At 44.9% G+C, this 18198-nt stretch carries 20 protein-coding genes; 4 read left to right on the top strand and 16 right to left on the bottom strand.

Annotated features, from left to right (window positions below):
• Positions 1 to 192: 192 nt before the first annotated feature.
• The 12 genes from AC0LWF_RS13380 to AC0LWF_RS13325 all read right to left on the bottom strand — a co-directional run bounded on the left by AC0LWF_RS13380 (position 193) and on the right by AC0LWF_RS13325 (position 11390).
• Positions 193 to 1089 (bottom strand): AraC family transcriptional regulator, encoded by an 897-nt coding sequence (locus AC0LWF_RS13380; RefSeq protein ID WP_474652021.1) that lies wholly within the window; start codon positions 1087 to 1089, stop codon positions 193 to 195.
• 532 nt (positions 1090 to 1621) lie between these two features.
• Positions 1622 to 2095 carry a hypothetical protein gene (locus AC0LWF_RS13375; protein ID WP_474652020.1) on the bottom strand — a complete coding sequence of 158 codons (474 nt, stop codon included), beginning with the start codon at positions 2093 to 2095 and terminating at the stop codon, positions 1622 to 1624.
• Complete coding sequence (locus tag AC0LWF_RS13370; RefSeq protein WP_474652019.1) at positions 2031 to 2654, bottom strand: hypothetical protein; 624 nt, start codon at positions 2652 to 2654, stop codon at positions 2031 to 2033. Before AC0LWF_RS13370 ends, AC0LWF_RS13375 begins: the two co-directional genes overlap by 65 nt.
• A 102-nt stretch (positions 2655 to 2756) precedes the next feature.
• Positions 2757 to 3635, bottom strand: coding sequence for a methyltransferase domain-containing protein (locus tag AC0LWF_RS13365; protein WP_474652018.1), 879 nt, complete (start codon positions 3633 to 3635; stop codon positions 2757 to 2759).
• Between the two features lie 776 nt (positions 3636 to 4411).
• Positions 4412 to 4768: a YciI family protein gene (locus AC0LWF_RS13360; protein WP_474652017.1), complete on the bottom strand. Its 357-nt coding sequence runs from the start codon at positions 4766 to 4768 to the stop codon at positions 4412 to 4414.
• 148 nt (positions 4769 to 4916) lie between these two features.
• Positions 4917 to 7391, bottom strand: coding sequence for an alpha-mannosidase (locus AC0LWF_RS13355; RefSeq protein WP_474652016.1), 2475 nt, complete (start codon positions 7389 to 7391; stop codon positions 4917 to 4919).
• Positions 7392 to 7423: 32 nt separating this feature from the next.
• On the bottom strand, positions 7424 to 8332 hold the full coding sequence (locus tag AC0LWF_RS13350; RefSeq protein WP_474652015.1) for a helix-turn-helix transcriptional regulator: 909 nt from the start codon (positions 8330 to 8332) through the stop codon (positions 7424 to 7426).
• Positions 8333 to 8496: 164 nt separating this feature from the next.
• A complete protein-coding gene (locus AC0LWF_RS13345; RefSeq protein ID WP_474652014.1) occupies positions 8497 to 9459 on the bottom strand; it encodes a homoserine kinase in 963 nt (320 codons plus the stop codon).
• Between the two features lie 36 nt (positions 9460 to 9495).
• The gene (locus AC0LWF_RS13340) at positions 9496 to 9849 is read right to left on the bottom strand and encodes a DUF952 domain-containing protein (RefSeq protein ID WP_474652013.1); all 354 of its coding nucleotides are present in this window, start codon (positions 9847 to 9849) and stop codon (positions 9496 to 9498) included.
• Positions 9850 to 10164: 315 nt separating this feature from the next.
• Positions 10165 to 10365: a cold-shock protein gene (locus AC0LWF_RS13335; RefSeq protein WP_090577021.1), complete on the bottom strand. Its 201-nt coding sequence runs from the start codon at positions 10363 to 10365 to the stop codon at positions 10165 to 10167.
• 207 nt (positions 10366 to 10572) lie between these two features.
• The gene (locus AC0LWF_RS13330; RefSeq protein WP_474652012.1) at positions 10573 to 11049 is read right to left on the bottom strand and encodes a hypothetical protein; all 477 of its coding nucleotides are present in this window, start codon (positions 11047 to 11049) and stop codon (positions 10573 to 10575) included.
• A gap of 11 nt (positions 11050 to 11060) precedes the next feature.
• Positions 11061 to 11390 (bottom strand): low molecular weight protein tyrosine phosphatase family protein, encoded by a 330-nt coding sequence (locus tag AC0LWF_RS13325; RefSeq protein ID WP_474652248.1) that lies wholly within the window; start codon positions 11388 to 11390, stop codon positions 11061 to 11063.
• A gap of 337 nt (positions 11391 to 11727) precedes the next feature.
• On the opposite strand from AC0LWF_RS13325, the gene AC0LWF_RS13320 reads away from it, so the two are divergent.
• Genes AC0LWF_RS13320 through AC0LWF_RS13310 form a run of 3 tightly spaced genes read left to right on the top strand, consistent with a single transcriptional unit; the run spans position 11728 to position 13118 of the window.
• Positions 11728 to 11895, top strand: a complete 168-nt coding sequence (locus tag AC0LWF_RS13320) for a hypothetical protein (protein WP_474652011.1) — start codon at positions 11728 to 11730, stop codon at positions 11893 to 11895.
• Entirely contained in the window at positions 11858 to 12451 is a 594-nt protein-coding gene (locus AC0LWF_RS13315) for an SDR family NAD(P)-dependent oxidoreductase (protein ID WP_474652010.1), read from the top strand. The genes AC0LWF_RS13320 and AC0LWF_RS13315 overlap by 38 nt, the downstream gene beginning before the upstream one ends.
• 25 nt (positions 12452 to 12476) lie before the next feature.
• Positions 12477 to 13118 carry a ThuA domain-containing protein gene (locus AC0LWF_RS13310; RefSeq protein WP_474652009.1) on the top strand — a complete coding sequence of 214 codons (642 nt, stop codon included), beginning with the start codon at positions 12477 to 12479 and terminating at the stop codon, positions 13116 to 13118.
• A gap of 87 nt (positions 13119 to 13205) precedes the next feature.
• Here the strand turns inward: AC0LWF_RS13310 and AC0LWF_RS13305 are convergent, their stop codons facing one another.
• Positions 13206 to 13607 (bottom strand): VOC family protein, encoded by a 402-nt coding sequence (locus tag AC0LWF_RS13305; RefSeq protein WP_474652008.1) that lies wholly within the window; start codon positions 13605 to 13607, stop codon positions 13206 to 13208.
• Positions 13608 to 14194: 587 nt separating this feature from the next.
• Positions 14195 to 14461, bottom strand: coding sequence for a hypothetical protein (locus AC0LWF_RS13300; RefSeq protein ID WP_474652007.1), 267 nt, complete (start codon positions 14459 to 14461; stop codon positions 14195 to 14197).
• Positions 14462 to 14700: 239 nt separating this feature from the next.
• Between AC0LWF_RS13300 and spoIIP the strand changes: the two genes are divergently transcribed.
• Positions 14701 to 16182: a stage II sporulation protein P gene (spoIIP, locus tag AC0LWF_RS13295; RefSeq protein WP_474652006.1), complete on the top strand. Its 1482-nt coding sequence runs from the start codon at positions 14701 to 14703 to the stop codon at positions 16180 to 16182.
• Between the two features lie 156 nt (positions 16183 to 16338).
• Here the strand turns inward: spoIIP and AC0LWF_RS13290 are convergent, their stop codons facing one another.
• Together AC0LWF_RS13290 and AC0LWF_RS13285 are read right to left on the bottom strand one after the other, a co-directional pair.
• Positions 16339 to 17247, bottom strand: coding sequence for a dihydrodipicolinate synthase family protein (locus tag AC0LWF_RS13290; RefSeq protein ID WP_474652247.1), 909 nt, complete (start codon positions 17245 to 17247; stop codon positions 16339 to 16341).
• Positions 17248 to 17362: 115 nt separating this feature from the next.
• On the bottom strand, positions 17363 to 18085 hold the full coding sequence (locus AC0LWF_RS13285; protein ID WP_474652005.1) for a class I SAM-dependent methyltransferase: 723 nt from the start codon (positions 18083 to 18085) through the stop codon (positions 17363 to 17365).
• Positions 18086 to 18198 lie beyond the last annotated feature (113 nt).

Below are 18198 nucleotides of genomic sequence, written 5' to 3'. Positions count from 1 at the left end.
TCCCCCTCTGTTTTTATTGCGCTATCGTACCTGTATACTCTCGAGTAGTAAATTCCCGATTCATGCCCCTTACATCAAATCCCATATTAAGTATTCAATGATGTGAGTAAGCAATCCTTTACTTGAACCAAAAAACAGCAGCCGGTTACATTGGCCAGCTGCCGTCTCTACATATCTATTTCGTTCGACTAATCATTTCGTTTCAGCAACTATTTTTCTAATTGGAACCCAAATTTCAGTTTTGAAATCCGGCTTACTGAAATCAAAGCTTTCATACCACAGCATTTCCGGTCCATCCGTCATTTCATATCCGGATGTGGGAAACCATTCCGAATAAATTCGGCCCCAAGTCTCCTGTGTTTCATAGGGTCGATGTTCGATCGTTGTGAATACCGCCCACGTAGAAGCTTCTACCGGCATGACATCAAATCTGGATTTGAAACGGTCAGGCATTTGTTCTTCCATAGCGATGCCCACGAATAAATCCAGTTCGGTCCCCTCAACTCGTTTATCATCGTAGTTTGAGTATAAATTCAATATGCCTCTCGGCTCCATCTTGGAGTATTCCATTAACACGAGCAAATCTTCCTGTCTCAACTTTCTCCATACATTTGCGGTGTGCGGGTTCGGACCGTTGTAGATCAAAGGAATTCTACCCCCGGCACCCATCATATAGAAGTTACCTTTATCAACGATTCTATAATTCATTTCATATCCTCCTTTTAATGTGAGTTGGAAGGTTAAAGGAGGGAATGTTTTAAGATTAACAGCATCTTTCCGTGCATGAGATGGATTAATACCGTGCATGGCTTGAAATGCCTTGCTGAATGCGTCGGGTGAATCGTAACCCAGTCTGAATGCGATATCAATGATTTTCTCTTTACCAGCTTGTAGGATGCTTGCTGCATATGACAATTTTCTCTTGCGAATGTATTCGCTCAATGACATCCCTGCAACATACGAAAATATCCGTCTAAAATGATATTCGGAACAGCAAGCGATTCTCGATACGTGTTCATAATTGATTTCTTCGCATAAATGCTCTTCGATGTACTGCATTGCTTCATTCAGGTTCTTCATCGTATTCATCCCATAACCTCCCTTCTGATACAATATAACGGATATTTACTTAAGAAACCCGCTAATCGAGATATGAGTTTTGACTGATAGATTACTGAACATAGTAAAAATATTGTTTCGCATGGAACGTTGAATATTATTTGATCTTTGCCAGTACTTCAACAAAAAAGAGACCCACAGCAACGGGCTGTGGGTCTAGGTTATATTATTAATAGGGGGTTGAGATTTATTATATACGCACTTCATTAAGCGGAGATGAAGATAAGATTTCAATCGTGTTACATTAATTGAACGAGTGTACGTTGTTTATCGGGAGCTCTTCATGCTTCACAGATTTCAAAGAATGCTTCTTTCATGATACTGAAAGTAAAATAGTCCCAACAAGGACACTGCACTCTCAATATTTTACCACTTTCCTTATTTAATAAAGAAAAATGAGCTACCAAAAACAACTAGCCCTCCACATATCCATCTATAAATGATAATCACCTTATGACTTGGCTTTCGGCCGTCATCAGCAGTACTGAACCAATGTATGTATTCAACCTGCTTTCTTCCACTCCTTAAGTAGCCGTTCAATTAAATCAGTCATTGCGTAGAAATCATTCCATTTCACTGGTAAATCCACCTTTGAGGTGACGCGGCTTAGTTTTAAAAGAAATGCTTTGTCGTCTTGAGTTAAGGCCCCATCTTTACCGAGAATATCCATGGCTTTGGGATACCAATCCAAAAAACTAAAATAAACATCATTCATATTTTGTTTAGAGGTACCCGGTACAGAATCGAGATATTGCCATGCATTATTGGCGTTTAGGAGACTCTGGTAAGTATATGCCAGCCAAATTCGCTGAGCTCCTCGCCTAGTTAAGTCGTCCCACTGGTTTTCTTTATTGATATCTTCGAATGTCGTTCCTGCACTTTTTAAATATTGATAAGCTTTGTATGCTGTATTAGCAACATACTCCTGCCCAGACTTTTGTTCGGCATGTAATTGGCAGTTCTGCCATCCAGCCAATCCAATGCAACGAATACATAATTTGCAGACTATGAAGCGGGGAAGCTGGACCTTCGTTTTTTAACAGCAAAAGCAACGCAGAAAAAGCATCTTTATGTGCTTTGCTTATAAAATCCGGGTAATCCCCTTCGATTAAACCGGTTACGCAGTCATACAGTGCGGCAGCAAACACTTGGCACTTTTTGAGTTTGGTCTTGTTTGGCTGATCGATTGTATGACGCCAAGCCCATAATTCTGAAATTGCTTCGAAGTACTTGTAATGATACTGCTGATAGAATTCCGCTGGATAGTTAAAGCGACCTTCATTTTGGAGTTGTACAACAACATCTTCGGACACGAAAGCATTTCCTGAACCTTTCGCAAGGTCATACCCCATGCGATTACGAATGGTAGGATAATGAAGCAGGAGAGTATTTTCGTAAAAGGGATCTCGGTTGTCTCTCTCTTCTTCCCAGAACTCCTTATCCGCTTGAGTAGCATACGGTGGGAGAATGAGAGGTTGTGTTATGACTTCATTTTCGGGCAATATAGGAAAACTCACAAATTCTTTAGTAGGCATTCTGGTCATCAACCCCTTCTTATTGTTTACTGCCCGCCTCCTCGTCGCTGATCATAACAAGTTCTTTACGCGGATCGGGATGCGGGATTTTTTTGTGCGGATTTATCGTTCAACGATTCCAGTAGTTATCTTCATATTAGGAGCATAAGTGAGGAAGACGTCTTTGTTAAAAGCTTTTGATAAGAACGATTCCAGCCTGTACTCTTTCTGAGCTTCTTCGATGCTAGCGCCACGGTTCACCAATTTTGTAATAAATGATTCTTCTTCCCCAGGATCAGCACCAAAGCCATCTTCCTTTAAGGAATTGTACAATACACTGTTTTCTTCAGAATCAGATTTGGGATTTAGAAAATTCACCCTATCACTGACTCTGCATTCAATTTGCCTAACCCCTAGTTGACTTAAATAGATGGGCAACTTAATCCCTACATTACCGTCTTTCCCACTCCGCTGTGCATCTCTTTCAAATAACTCCTGAAGTAACCCTAGTTGAACGACATCTGATGGATAGTGGCCGTCAAGATAGTAGCTCGCCATGCTTGAGATCCAGTGAGGCTCAAAGCATATGATCCTGCCTTGATCCACTAAACAATTTATCATTTTTTGAACAATTTCCTTCGGATTTTCCACATGCATTAAGAAGGCGTGGCAAACGACAACATCGTACTTTTGATCAAAATCCATTTCCTGAATATCACCAAGTATAAATTCGGTTTGAAATGGAGCGTTTTGAAATGTTTCTTGTGCATAATCAATTAACTTGCGACCGACATCTACACCCGTATACGTGGACCCTTCAGGGAGTAGCGGCATCAGCTTGGTCCCTAAATATCCGTAGCCGCAACCAAAATCGATGATCCGAACAGGAGATGAAATATTCCAAACGCTTCTTAGAAGGAAGTTCAAATAATCATCGTTGTAATTCAACCATCTCGTTTTGCTTAAATATTCAATTTTATTGTCCCAATAGTAATCGTCCATTCGAATATCCCCTTCTGAGCAAAAAAATTTGCGCCGCGGCCGCATAATTACAATACAATCTATGCGAAAAAAGGAATAGACTTATGTTGAATTTTTATATAAACTATTATTTATCTATGGCATTTTTAGGAAGGGTTTTAACCGGCACATTAATGTGCCGGTTTGTCTGTTTTATAATGACCTTTACTTCGATGATGGCAGCTGATCCTGCATATCTGCCAGCTTCCCCAACAAAAAAAGGGACCCACAGCAACAGGCCGCGGGTCTAAGTTATATTTATAAAAGGGGGTTGAATTTTATTATAGACGCACATCATTAAACGGAGATGAAGATAGGATTTCAATCGTATTACATTTATTGAAGTGTCGCTCCCCGTTCGGTCTAAGCACATTTAATCCAGCTTGCATATGTTTTTATAAAGTAACCTAAGACGGTTGATAGTGTTATGACGAGATTATTAAGATTCATAGCCTTGTTTCCCTGGAAGAAAGCGATAATCATATCCGCCAATGTGACGGAGTGCACTTGATTTGTGTATGACGGGGTGTATGAACCCTACATGCGGTTCCCGCGATTGAAATTGCTCATTGATCTCTGTTAACAGGAACAGCATTTGCTCCAGCGTTATTCCCTCAGGCAGCTGCACCGCTGGATTCTGGTTGTCATAGGGATGTAGATGTCCACTTTCAGTCAATATGCATGGAGAAATCATCGGCTCGTTGGAGTTCCGCGATATACGCGGCAATGGACAGCAAGTGAAATAAACAGAAGGGATTCTAACTTGGGCGCTGGTCATACACTTGACGCAATTCAATCTGACCTTCTCCACGTCCTTGCGGGTCCGGCATTCGCATAGCCCACTCGATGGCTTCCTCTCTCGAATTCACATCAATAAGAATAAACCCAGCAATCAGTTCTTTCGATTCCGTAAATGGGCCATCTGTAACGACCGGCTTTTCCCCTGGGTTTGGAAACGAAATGCGAATCCCCGTTGAACTTGGATGAAGTCCTTTAGCCATAACCCGCACGCCTGCCTCAACCAATTCCTCATTGTACTTCGACATGGCTTCATGGAGCTCAGGGCTCGGTCCTTCCGGATACTTTGAAGCTTTAACTATCAACATAAATAACATGCATCTTCCTCCTCATTGTTGAGACAAGTTCTTTCTCTAGATGACCATCCATAACCGGCCTCCATAGCAATACAACGAACAGGAAGAAGCAGAATCGACATAAGAATAATAAAATTTCAAATAATCACTATCTCCCGTTAGGATCGGTTTATTGATACTCGATCAAGTTCACTTCCTGTACGGGCTGGTCCGTATTGCTTGGAATGAAGAAAGTCTTGATTTCACATTTGCCAAAGCTTGCCTTCCAAGAACGATTCAAGAACGGAAGAGCGATATCTGTCTCCACCGAAGAGTTCGACGTTTCGTAACAGCGCACAATCCAGCCGTCACCGTCTTCTGCTTGCTTGAACACAGTTGCCGCCACTTGATCAGAAGCGATTTGGATGCCTTCCATACGCTGCGACAGCGGACCTTCATGGTAAGTTTCCCATACGCCGATTGACTGTACGTTCAGTTCATAGCCTTTGCGCACGATGCCGCTCTCCTGCCAGGAGCCGCTATGTGGGACAAGCGCATAACTAAATTGCTGTATGCCTTGATCCATATATTCCACTTGATCGTCACGTTCTCCGTAGTGATCGGCGAAGATCGGGCTGCGTACAACCGTCATTCGAGCTTCGGACCCCATCACGTCGTATGCGTACTTGCCAGTGTTAAGAATAGCCAGACCTCGCAATTCACCTGTCCCCTGCGCCTGTCCGTACACATCGAACCATTGCTGCCCCGGCACTTCCCTGCCGTTCGTCTCACGGCGAATGAAACCATACGGAATTTCCGACACCGATTCCGCCTGCTCGACTGCGACTGGGAACGACAGCTTCAGCATCTTGTGCTTCTCTCTCCAGTCGAGCTGCACGTTAACTTGAACTTCAGCGGCATGGTGATGCAGAGTGAAGTCTTGACGCAAGGTTGAGCCGTTATAGCGGCTCGTAACGCGAATGATACCACGCAGTGGTCCGTGTTCAAGCACTTTCACCTCGGCATCCGAGAAATAGCCGATTAGATCACGGTAGCTATGCAAGCCATGTCCCCACGTATCGCTATGATACTCGTCGATTACAACAGGCACTGCACCTGGACCGTCTAGCACTTCTGTATTTGTCCGTTTGTCTACCAGCCGCTTGATTGTACCTGAATTCGCATTAAATTCGACGCGAAGGAATGCATTTTCCAGCACATTTCCTTCTGCGATCACAGGGTTGTCCACCGACGCAGATAGAGAGTCGTTCGTTAGGTAGCACCAGTATACGCGATAGCCCATTGCCGGGACTTGTGCGATGAAGAGCGTATCCCAATTGTCTTGTCCGTTCGTTCTTGAAGCACGAACCGTTTGCATCGGTACAGGGTTCCCTAGCTCATCTGAAACAGCCGACATCTTGCGGTTGGCGTGAACGGGTACTTCTACTTCCCAAGACAGCGGATTAAAGACGACGAACGGCGTGCCGAGATCGCCCTGCTCCCACGACATCCAGTTCTTATCCTTACTAAGTGTGCGCACTTCCGGCTTCATCGTATCAATCGCCCAAGAAATGCGCTGCGTCGCCGCGTTCAATGCTTTTGCCGCAATATGCAGCGCCTCACCGTACGATTCACGAGCATCCTGGAATGCCTCCCGTATGCTGCAGCCGCCCATAATATCGTGGAACTGATTGAACAACACATTCTCCCAAGCGACTTTCAATTGCTCATTCGGGTACTTTAGCCCAAGCAGCACATTTGCGGTCGAAGAGAACTTCTCAGCGTTTAGGAGACGATGTTCGGCACGGCGATTGTTCTCCTTCGATTCCGAATGCGTGGAATAGCAGCCTACTGCATGCATCTGCAGCTCATCCTTCAATACAGGCAGCTCAGGCTGAGCCGACTCGATATCGGCAAAATAATGATTAGGCGTGCTGATTACAAGACGGTCTTTACCGAACTTTTCCTGTAGTCCTTGGATGACCTCCAGATTACCGATTGTCGGTCCGCCACCGTGATTGCCAACTCCGTAGAACGTCATATGTGGATGCCCGTCAGCATCTGCCATTAATCCATGGTTCAACGCTTTATCCTCAAACGGCGTTCCCCAGCTTGTCGAATAGTTATCGGAGAGACGGAATGTGAGGACACGGCTGCCATCCTCCGATTCCCACCAGAACAAATTCTGCTCCAGTTCCTTCTCGTGCTTCTCAGGGCGCATGAATACATAATAATCCATGCCGCTCTTCTTCAACAACTGTGGCAGCATGCCGTTATGGCCGAAGGAATCGACATTGTATCCCACCTTTGCCATCACACCGAATTTCTCTTGAAAATAGCGCTGACCATATAGGCCATGCCGCGCGAATGATTCCCCAGAGGGCAAATTACAGTCCGGCTGGATCCACCAGCCGCCGACGATGATCCAGCGTCCCTCTGCGACGCGTACCTTGATCTCTTCGAACATATCCGGCGCATTTTCTTCAATCCAGGCATAATAGGCTGCACAGGATCGGGTGAAGACGAATTCCGGATACTCCTTCAAACGATCAAGCGCAGAACGAAACGTCGCTTTAATTTCACCATAGCCTTCCTGCCACTGCCATAGCCATACAGGGTCTAAGTGGGCATTGCCAATCAAATGGATTTTTCCGATTTGCGTCATTATTTGAACCTCACCCTTCTCGATTAGATGCTTCAAGTAACAGTCAATCGTTCCGACCAGGGCTTATGTAACTCGCGAAATGAAGACGGTGTCACCATCGCTACCTGACGAAATAAAGTGGAGAAATAGAACTCATTTTTCAATCCTACGGCAAGCGCAATTTGTTTCAGCGTCAGCTGCGTTTCGATCAATAGCTTCTTCGCCTGTCTGATGCGAATATCGTTCAACTTCTCGATGACCGTTACGCCAGTTCGTTGTTTGAATAGCCTCGCTAACGTCCGGTAACTAACGTGCAGGCTACTAGCGATATCCTGTACGCGCAGCTCGGTCGCATAATAGGCGTTCAAGTACAGCAGCGTTTGCCTCACAATCACGTCGCTGTGATCGTGAGTCTGCAATAAATGAATATGCGTATGAGCGCGCCAGTCTTCAAACAGCCCGATTATCCAGCTCGCGAAAGCCGATCGCAGTGCAAGCACGCTCATCTCTGGACGAAGCGCTAGCAGAGGAGCAGCCGTTTCGGGTTTTAACGCATAAGGGCGTATTTGCGCGAAGCATCGTAGAAATTCCTTTTCTTCGCCAGTACCCGTTCCGACATCATCACGGGCTTCCTCTACGATTTGCCATCGAAGGCAGAACCCCTCGTCACTCTCCCCTTGCCGATGCCGATGCGAGTGAACGATACCTGGTGGAATAAGGTAGGACTGTCCCGCTTCAATACGGAATTCGTCCCCAGCTATTGTCGTGTACAGGCCACCATCAGACACGTAATTAAATTCATACCAAGGATGTCGATGAGATGGATACGACCAATCTACATCATGATCGGCTGACAACGCGTCTAGCAAAGTAATCGTCAGGCCGCCGATTCGAATTGGTTCAAGCATGAGCATGCGTAACTGCTGAAGAGGAATCTTATATGCAGCTGAGCCATTTTTCATTACTTTTATCCCCCTTCATAATTCAAAATTATAGAAGAAGATCAGGTAGCGCGTATGACAAAATGATCGAGTTCTTTATAAAATTCTGCCATCTTGAGAAAAAACCTCCTCCCTCGACAATGATGTACCTATAACAAAAAAAACCGCGCAGAGCGCGGTTAAAGTCAAAGAGATGAAATAGCTCCAAACAGCTGATGATGAAACTGTTCTCGCCCAATTGCATTTAAAAAGTCGATTTTTCGTTTTTCATAAAAATCCTGCACATGTCCTCGATCAAAATACCAAACACAATCAATTAAGATGCTTAGCTTATAGACATCAAACAGATGCACTTCTTCCAAGCTTTGCAACGCCCTGCATTTCGTATATTCGGAGAGAACCTGTCTAGCTTTCACAAATTCAAGGATGTTGTCATGATCGTGACGCCATGCCCAGGATTCGATCAAGCCTACGAGATCATATAGCAGATACGTGTAATTGGCATCGTCAAAGTCCAGCAATGCATGAAACTCACCATTCCGATATAGAACATTAGAAAAGTGGAAATCCGCATGACAGATTCCCATCGGCAGTGACTGAGGCAGCTGAAGCTGATGCAATTCCTTATCAAGCCAGGAGAACTTCTCCGCCGCATCCCTGGTGTTGATCCTCTGGGATGCTTGATAGGCAAGCTCTCGGCAGAGATCCATACTGTAATTTAATCGTTCATCACGATTTACTGGGGAATAATGCTGAGTAAGGCTGTGCAGCTCGGCCGCTTTTTGAATGAGCTGTTTCCGTTGCTTCATCGTCGGATTACTGATATGTTGACCGTCCATAAATTCGAAGAGGACATAAGGCTTCAGCTGATGAACGCCGATAAAGCCACCGTGCTTATTACATATAGGTGCCGGACAAGGATACTGTCGATCCTTCAAGTAGCTTAGGAGGCTCACTTCGAATAAGACGGATCCTTCCTTGCGATTCTCATAATATCTGAACACGTACCGTCCCTTGGTTGTGTAGAGGACGATATTGGTTTGCACGGTCCCGCCCGCACATGGTTCTGAATGAATGCATTCACCTAGATCGTAGTGTGAAAGAATATGGATAAGTTCCTTGTCGCTGAACTTGGTTTTGAGTGCCATTTACGTCCCCCTCCTCCTGATGATAAAATTCCATTGCTACGTGGATATACCAGCTGGAAGGCTAAAGAGTCCGTCTATGTTAGGTTCGAAATCAATGACTTTATATACGGAGTCCAATTCTAAAGGGCCATATAGGTGCGGAAATAACAGGCCTGTGTGATATAAATCCTCATAAACGATTTTAGCGCTAACCTTATTCTCGTCAATGCAAAGAAGCAATAAGCCAGTGGAACCCTTAAAGAAGTCGTTTGCAACACCAATGACTTGCTCGCTGGTGGCGCAATGAATAAATTTGTCCGTCTCTAAACTGGAGGGAGCGTATAGACCATTCTTCTGTGCCTCTTCCCATTCTGATTTATCTACAATATGTAGTATCATTGCTGCTGCCATCTCCTCTTCTGAGCTTGATCTCTACATGAGGTCCTAAATATGGAGTTTACTCGATGACAAATGGATTCACCACTATTTTTTTCGAACATGAGCCTTTCATACCACCCCTTACCATCCAAGTTATGGATATAAAGTAGTTGAATCAACAACCATAGTTCAGTCGCATTTTCGGGCATAAAAAAAGTCGGTTAGGAGGCACTTGGCCTTCTAACTCGACTCTTTTTTTGCGTTCGTTAACTAACGCTAACCCGCTTCATGGGCAATTCATAATAAAAAGCCTGTCCCTGACTCGACGTCAGGAAGCAGGCTTACAAATTACACTTTTACAACGTTTTCAGCTTGTGGACCGCGTTGGCCTTTAACTACGTTGAATTCAACGCGTTGACCTTCGTCCAAAGATTTGTAACCGTCGCCTTGAATAGCAGAGAAATGAACGAATACATCGTCACCGTTTTCTCTTTGAATGAAGCCAAAACCTTTTTCTGCATTAAACCATTTCACTGTACCTGTTTCCATTAACTAAAAACCTCCAAAGTTTAAAAACATAATGCCGCTCAAAGCGGACTATTCACAAGTATATCCCATAATCGATAAAAAAGCTTCTGAAATTTGTCTAAAAATATTTTAAATTGAGAATTTTGTGTGTGATAATTTTTTTTGATTCCAAAAAGTTGATAAAAACAGTCAACTTCATATCCTTTTATGCCTGTTAGTTTAATCCTTTTACCTTAACAACCGAGTCAATTTTTCTAAATGATTCTGTTGATCTAAATGCTTTAGTGCATCATTGACCACTTCATGCGTAAAGTTCTTCACAATAATTTGGTTCTCTACAAAGAAACCATTCCCGTCCATATTCCGATTGATGTAGTCCAGTAATCCAGCCTTCGTACAAAGCGAACACCATCTTTTAGTACCTTCACTTAAGGTAATGGTAATCTCAACGTGCTGCAGAGAATTTTCAGTTGTATCTTCAATCGGATCGTCGAATTTCCAATCAATCATTACAGGCACGCTACTGCCTTCAGGGACAAAATGATACTTTCTAAACCACCTTGATCGATTATTATTACCAACGATTCTAATCTGATCCTTTGTTTCGTCCTCCGCAATGACTTCATACTGCTTTCCTCTTGTCAGAGCGTCTACATATCCACCTACATCATTGCAAACAACAATCCGTTTTTTGTTATCCGTCATCTTCATACCCTCTACCCTGGGACTTCTATATATTCCGAAACCCTCGCTTTTATTATTTCAATGAGCTCTTCATCCATATAACCATAATCGTCAGGTATATCTAGGCTCCAGAGCGTCTTTTCATTTAGTGCGTATCCGAATTTATGTTTGAGTCGGCTCATATGCTCTTTTTCCATAACAAATATGACATCTGCCCATCCAATGTGCCCGCTTGTTACCTTAATCCTAGCACCATCTTCTGTTCCTGCAGATCTCACATCATGGCCATTCCATTTATGAAAAATTTTTTCGGCCGTTGGGCTTCTCCATTTGTTTCTGCTGCATATAAAAAGTATTTTTATGGTTGACATCCCCTTAGTAAAAGTCCTTACGCTTGCGAATTTCTTTCGCGTATGGCTTACAAGAAACTCTACACCGAATTTTGCCGCGCTCGCTTGCACTTCCTCGATGAAAGGACGGAAACTCTTATTGTACTCTTGGAACGCAAGTTCAAAATCGCCATCGTATTTGTGAAAAGCGTCAGCCAGAGCGGCCGCCCCATCTATTGCCAGTGATCCACCCATGCCGGCACGGAATATGAATATGAATATCGCGGTTAGCGGAAAAAGAGTAAAATGGAAAAAGGTACAAGTGTACCTGCAACCACTAGTTCACCGGTGAAGGAGTTGGCACTTTTCCATGAAACGATATGCGTTCGTAACTGGCGCAGACCGCGGTCTCGGTTTTGCGCTCGTCAAGGAATTACTTAATCGTCACTATTACGTCATTGCAGGACGCTACATGGCTGACAATCAGCAGCTGGCTGAGCTTGCTGAATTGTGGAAGGACCAGCTGTCTTCTCGTTGAGCTGGACGTCGCTAGCGATCAAAGCGTCGCCGATGCTGCTGCGCAAATTGCCCGCATCACCGACACCTTGGAGCTGGTCATCAACAACGCGGGCATTCTAGGCGATATTCAAGCGACGATCCTCGATACGCTTCCGTTCGCGGACATGCAGCACGTCTATAATGTCAATACGCTTGGTCCGCTTCGCGTCTCAAACGCTGTAGCGCCGCTCGTACTTTGTGGCGAATCGAAGCTATTCGTGCAAATCTCCTCGGAGGCCGGCAGCATTGCCGATTGCGAGCGCAACAGCTGGTTCGGCTACTGCATGTCGAAGACAGCCGTCAATATGCAAGGAACTCTCATTCATAACGAAGTGAAGAAGTCCGGCGGAAAAGTGCTGCTTCTCCACCCGGGATGGGTGCAATCTTACATGAGCGGCTCCTTAAATACAGAAGCGACATTAACTGCGGACGAGTCCGCGTCTCATCTCATCCTTCGGATTGAGGAAGAAATATCCGCCTCACCGGGAGAGAGGCCAAGATACCTCGATTATGCAGGGAACGAATTGCCTTGGTAAGCCAAAGAAAGCGAGGGATTACGAGATGACTGTCCAGAAACATATTCTTGTGCTAGGCGACAACAATGAACGAGCACCCTACCACCCGCTGATTCATATTCAAGACGAGCTAGCTGCTATTCTTGGCGACCGCTATGCAACCGATTTTACCGATAACTACAGTGCGCTTGACCCTGATATCATTCATTCGTACGATTTAATAATTGCTTACACCGACTGCTGGACGGTGCCGGTGGCGGATCACCTCGCAGAGTCGCTCGTCCAATTCGTGCAGCGCGGAGGCAGCCTGCTCGTCATACATAACGGCATTTCACTGCAGTCGCATAAGGAGTGCGCGATGCTCATTGGCGGCAAATTTACCGGTCACCCGGACTATCAGCGTTTAGACTTCTACAAAACCACGGCCTATCATCCGGTTACGAGTGGCATCGAGCCTTTCTCGCTTGAGGAAGAGCCGTATCAATTCGAGTTTGATTCCGAAGCACGCATTGAAGTGCTGCTCGAATATACGCTTGGCGACCGGCGCATTGCGGCTGCATGGACTGCGGTCCGCGGGCAAGGCCGGATCGTGTACTTAATGCCCGGCCATCACAAACCATCGTTCTTACAACCATCCTGCCGCATGCTCATTCAGAACAGTGCGCAATGGCTGACCTCGAACTCATAGCTCGTTTGAATTCATAATAAAACCTCCTATTGGAGCAATTCATTCTAGATTGCTTCTAAATAGGAGGTTTTTGACTATGACATTCAATTAGCGTTTTTCTTCCATCCGCACTAAATCCCAGAGGTTCCCATATAAATCCTTAAATACGGCTACGGTACCATAGGATTGATGTACTGGTTCTCTCACAAATTCTACTCCTCTTGAGAGCATTTCATTATAATCTCGCCAAAAATCATCTGTGTTTAAAAACAGAAAGACTCTGCCGCCGGACTGGTTACCTATAAACAACTCTTGCTCAGGTTTTGATGCCCTTGCGAGTAATATGGTGGTGCCAACTGAACCAGGCGGAGAGACGACTACCCACCTTTTATCTTGCTCTGGCTGATACGTATCTTCAACTACTATGAAATTTAACTTCTTCGTATAAAATTCAATAGCCTCATCATAATCTTTTACAACAAGAGCGATATGTATGATTGATTGAACCATGCTCCAAACCCTCCTAAGATTCTCTATTTATACAATAGCATGATTTGAACAAGTGTTCAGCTATAGCCGCAGCTTACTCTGAAATGCTCCACAGATAAGCCAGTAAGACCGTAATAACGAGATGAACGAATGGAACTAGAGGTACCCACAGCTTGCCATAGTTTCGCTTATGTTTTCTGGAATAATACATCACACTTAGAAAATACGTTAGGGGATACGAGCTAGACGCGATAAGAAAAGCTGAAACAATGAATTCGAGTAAGATGCTTTCATTCCCTGTCCGTTCTGCAGCTAATGTCATCATGTCTGCAATTAATACAAACGGATAGCTTATTAATGGGATGCCTTCCATGACAAGCAATATAACGCAAAGTACCCTTTTATAATTTATAACCATTTCCGTCCTCCACTTTAAAGTCCTATGCTCACATTATCTAATTCCATAGAAGTTCTGATAAGTACCATATCAAGCTAGTACCTGTCTTCCACTGCTCTCCGATCGTGTAGCTTCGCCATCTTTGCACAAAAAAAATCCGCTGAAATCGCGGATTCTAATGGATATATGACCATACCTTCTTCATCATTCATTAATAGTAATAACCTCCGTCAAAACCTCCGAAACCACCGAATCCGCCAAACCCAGCAAACAGCCCAATTGCGAGTAAATCAAATAACAACAAGGGAAGAAGAAATTTCGCTTTTACAGCTTTCCCTTCTTCCTGTCTATACTGTGTCAGAACCACACGATTACCTTGAACTTGCGTCAGTACCCCTGTAACGATTGTTCCGTCCTTCTTAACCGCATAGATCTTCTTGCCGTAATATTTCGAAATCTGGTTTTTGCTGACAGCCATATGGTATCCCCCTTCTACTCTGCACGACTATTACATTATTAATCTATTCAATCGTATAAAAGGATGACTGGGATTTTGATAGAATCTGTTCTAATCTTTGTTATCCTTGGTCCTTAGTTGGTCATTACCAATAATATGGTCTTGTATAAATGGTGAAAGTTTCTTATTTTTAAAGAGGCGTTCATTTTTTTGATATGACAAGAGTTTGCTAGATTTGACAACTAGACTAGAGGTGCACGATGAGAAGATTGGTTCTTGCTTTGATTTCGTTTTTATTCTTGCTTACCTTAGCTCTTCCGGCTACCTATGCGGCACCCGCAACGATCGGGCTGTTCCTTGACGGTAAAAAGCTAAAATCGGCCGTTGCTCCCCGTATGATTAATCAAACCACGATGGTACCGATTCGCGTCATTGCCGAAGGGTTAGGCGCTAGCATCATCTGGAATAAGAAGAGCCAAATTACAACCTTATCGGGCGATAACACGACAATCACTCTGCCGATTAACGGCGCCTATGCGATAATGAACGGCAAAACAATGCCTTTGAAGCAGCCAGCAATCGTCATTAATGGAGTTACGATGCTCCCGATTCGTTTTGTAGCCGAGAGTCTTGGTCTTATCGTGAAGTGGAATGCTTCAGCTAATGCAGTCAGTTTATGGAGAACGAATAGCGGCGTATCCGGCAGCGATCCTGCCACCGATCCGAGCGTACCTACATTACCTCCGGAACAATATCCTGCGCTGCAAGCTATTCAATTGGAGAATAATATATTCACAATCGCAACCGACGGCAGCTTCTCTCCTAGCGTCTCCACATTAACTAATCCGGATCGTCTGGTCGTCGACCTGCCAGGTGTAACGTTTAATGGGCCAATTAGCGAGCCTTCCGAGAATACAGTTGGTTCAGTGTCTAACCTTACTACGAGTAACCCTTATATATCTGGGATCCGTTACATCATGAAGGATTCGGAAACGTCGACCATTCAAGTCGTAGCAGATTTAAAACAGCAAGTGAGCTATCAAATTGTAAATAGCGGCGATCCGACTAAGCTGGTCATCCGTATGAATTCGGCACCTGTAAATCCAGTCTCTAAGTCAGCGATCTATATTTACCAGTCTCATAATCGGGAATCGTGGATCCCCGAATTGCCAGGCGTAACGAACCCCGATCTCGCATTTAATGCGACAACGAATGTCTCCATGCTAGGAGCTCGGCTCACTGGTATGCTGCAAGCGATGGGCGCGGAGGTTTATCATACTTCCTATGACTACGCATCTATATACGGCAGCCAGTTCAGTTATGGGAAGTCATACGTCTACTCGGGCAAAACGATTGCCAATCAGCTTGCTCTGCATCCGCAAATCAAGTACATGTTTGATCTTCATCGCGACACGAGTCCGAGAATCGAGACGACAGCGAACATTCGCGGTATGAACTATGCCAAGCTATATTTCGTAATCGGACTCGAGAATCCGAATTGGAAGCAGAACGCTGCCTTCGCCACTAAATTACAAGCTTTGGTCACGGCCAAATACCCAGTTCTGTCCAGAGGAATCTACTATAAAGATAAAAGCGTCGGTAACGGATGGTACAATCAAAACTACTCTCCTAACAGCGCATTAATCGAAGTCGGCGGAACGGCAAATACACTAGCGGAATCGAATCGAACGATGGATATTTTGGCTCAAGCCATCAATCAAATCCGTTTGAGCGAGAAGTGAGTTAAGACGGACAAATAATTAATGCCTTTAAACACTAGGGAATCCTTGTGTTTAAAGGCATTAATTATTTGGAGCATCCTCACGTTCCAGATGGCGGACAAGAGCTATTTTTGCTTGATCACTCTTCTAAAGAATTGGAAAACCACCTTACTGTTCTTATTGAGTAATCTTGCTAATACGATTCGAGTATTCACCGAACAACCGCCGAAGTTGCTCGACTTCCAGCCGATTGGTCGCGGTCAGCGTCTGTCCATTCAAATTCCGGCAGAAGTCATTTGATAGAATACCTTCCAGCATCAGATGATACTTGGCATTCGCAGGATAGAGCTGTCTCTCGATCAATGAGCACACGCTTAACAAGTCGGCCAAGCTGGCTGCTGCTTCATCGCGATCCTTCCAATTCTCCACTAACCAAACGTACAGCTCCGGGTGAAAATTTGCCATGACGCCGCTGAATCCTGCCGTGCCTAGTTTCAACGATTCATACACAGTTGCTGCATTGGCATTAAAAATCTGCAGTCCGCTCCCGCCCGCCGCTTCCAGCTTTAGCCGAATGTCTTCGAGGTCGCAGCTGGTATCCTTTAAGAACCGGAATCTTCCGCTGTCCGCGCACCACTTAATTACCTTAGGTGACAATAACCGCTTATACGGATACGGGCACTCGTACAAGCCAAGCGTTAACTCCTCCGGGAGTTGCTGCAGCAGCCGCTCCATCCGTTGTATCCATACCTCGTCGGACTCCTCTTGTGATGCGAGGCGGTTCGTAATCAATACCAGTGCATCGATTCCGGTTTCGGATATGCTGTTTAATTCCTCGACCTGATCCTCGAACGCTTCAGAGATGTGACCGGAAGCAATGACAGGTACGCGCCCCGCGGCAGTACGTTTGACGAAAGATGCCAAAGCAACCCGCTCTTCGAGACTCAGGTAAAACATTTCGCTGGATTGGCACACCGCAAATAACCCATGAACACCGCGTGCTATATACCATTCAATCAATTTCTCGAGCCCTGCATAATCAATCCGATTATCACTCGTGTAAGGCGTGACCATCGTAGGCCACACTCCTCCGTTAATCCCAACTCCCAAGCAGCTCACCTCCGTAAATTTTCCCTGTCTGAAGTATTCGTGAAGAAATTAAATTATCCTGTGAATCCATTACCGTAATAAGCACTTTCCGTCAGCGAGCGATGAATACGAATTCCAATCCAGGACGATCAGGTGCATCGCGAATATCATCGACTATTAAGTCCGCTGCGGCTAAAGAATCAATAATCTCGGATCGGCTCCGGAACCTCAGTGTCGATTCTGAAGTGAGTACCGAACCGTCATTATGAAAAATGAATGTGTGGCGGAACGTTACAAGCGGAAGCTGCACATCAATGAGATCGGTCCACGACTCTACCCTTCCAATACCAGGTGCTTCAACCATCTGATAGGTCTCTTCACGATTCCAGTTCTTCCATGCTTCCTTTGCTGGATCCCGGACCTCGAAGACAAGCCGTCCACCTGACCGTAAAGCCGCTCGGCAATCGCGAAGTACGGATATCCACTCTTGATCTGTTACAAACACTTGAGCAACATTGCCAGTCATTGTGATCAGATCCGCTTGCAAGCCAGTAAGCATTGCCGTTGTTCCGTGAATCCACTTTACGCGCTCCGCATCCGGCTTTCCTCTTGCAACGTTAAGCGAAGCAAGTGCCGGATCGATTCCAACGACTTCCTTACCAAGCGCTGCTAGTCGACAGGCAAGAATGCCAGTTCCACAGCCAAGATCAATGACTGACTGAGCTCCGAATTCTTCTGCAAGCGCAATATAGGGGGCAAGATCGGGGCGTTCGGGTGAATCAAACCAATCATAGATTTCTGCTAGCCGCGGCTCTTCAAATATTTTATCTACCATCACTGTACCTCCTCTGTTTCCACTATCAGGTAAATGTAAGCGTAATCTATGTACGAACCATTGTAAATATATTCAACGGATTTTGGATTGCAAAACCAAAAAACCTACCATTT

It is taken from the genome of Paenibacillus sp. sgz302114 (assembly GCF_056120345.1).
The sequence above is the reverse complement of the archived record's forward strand: the minus strand, read 5'-3'. Positions and strand labels throughout refer to the sequence as shown.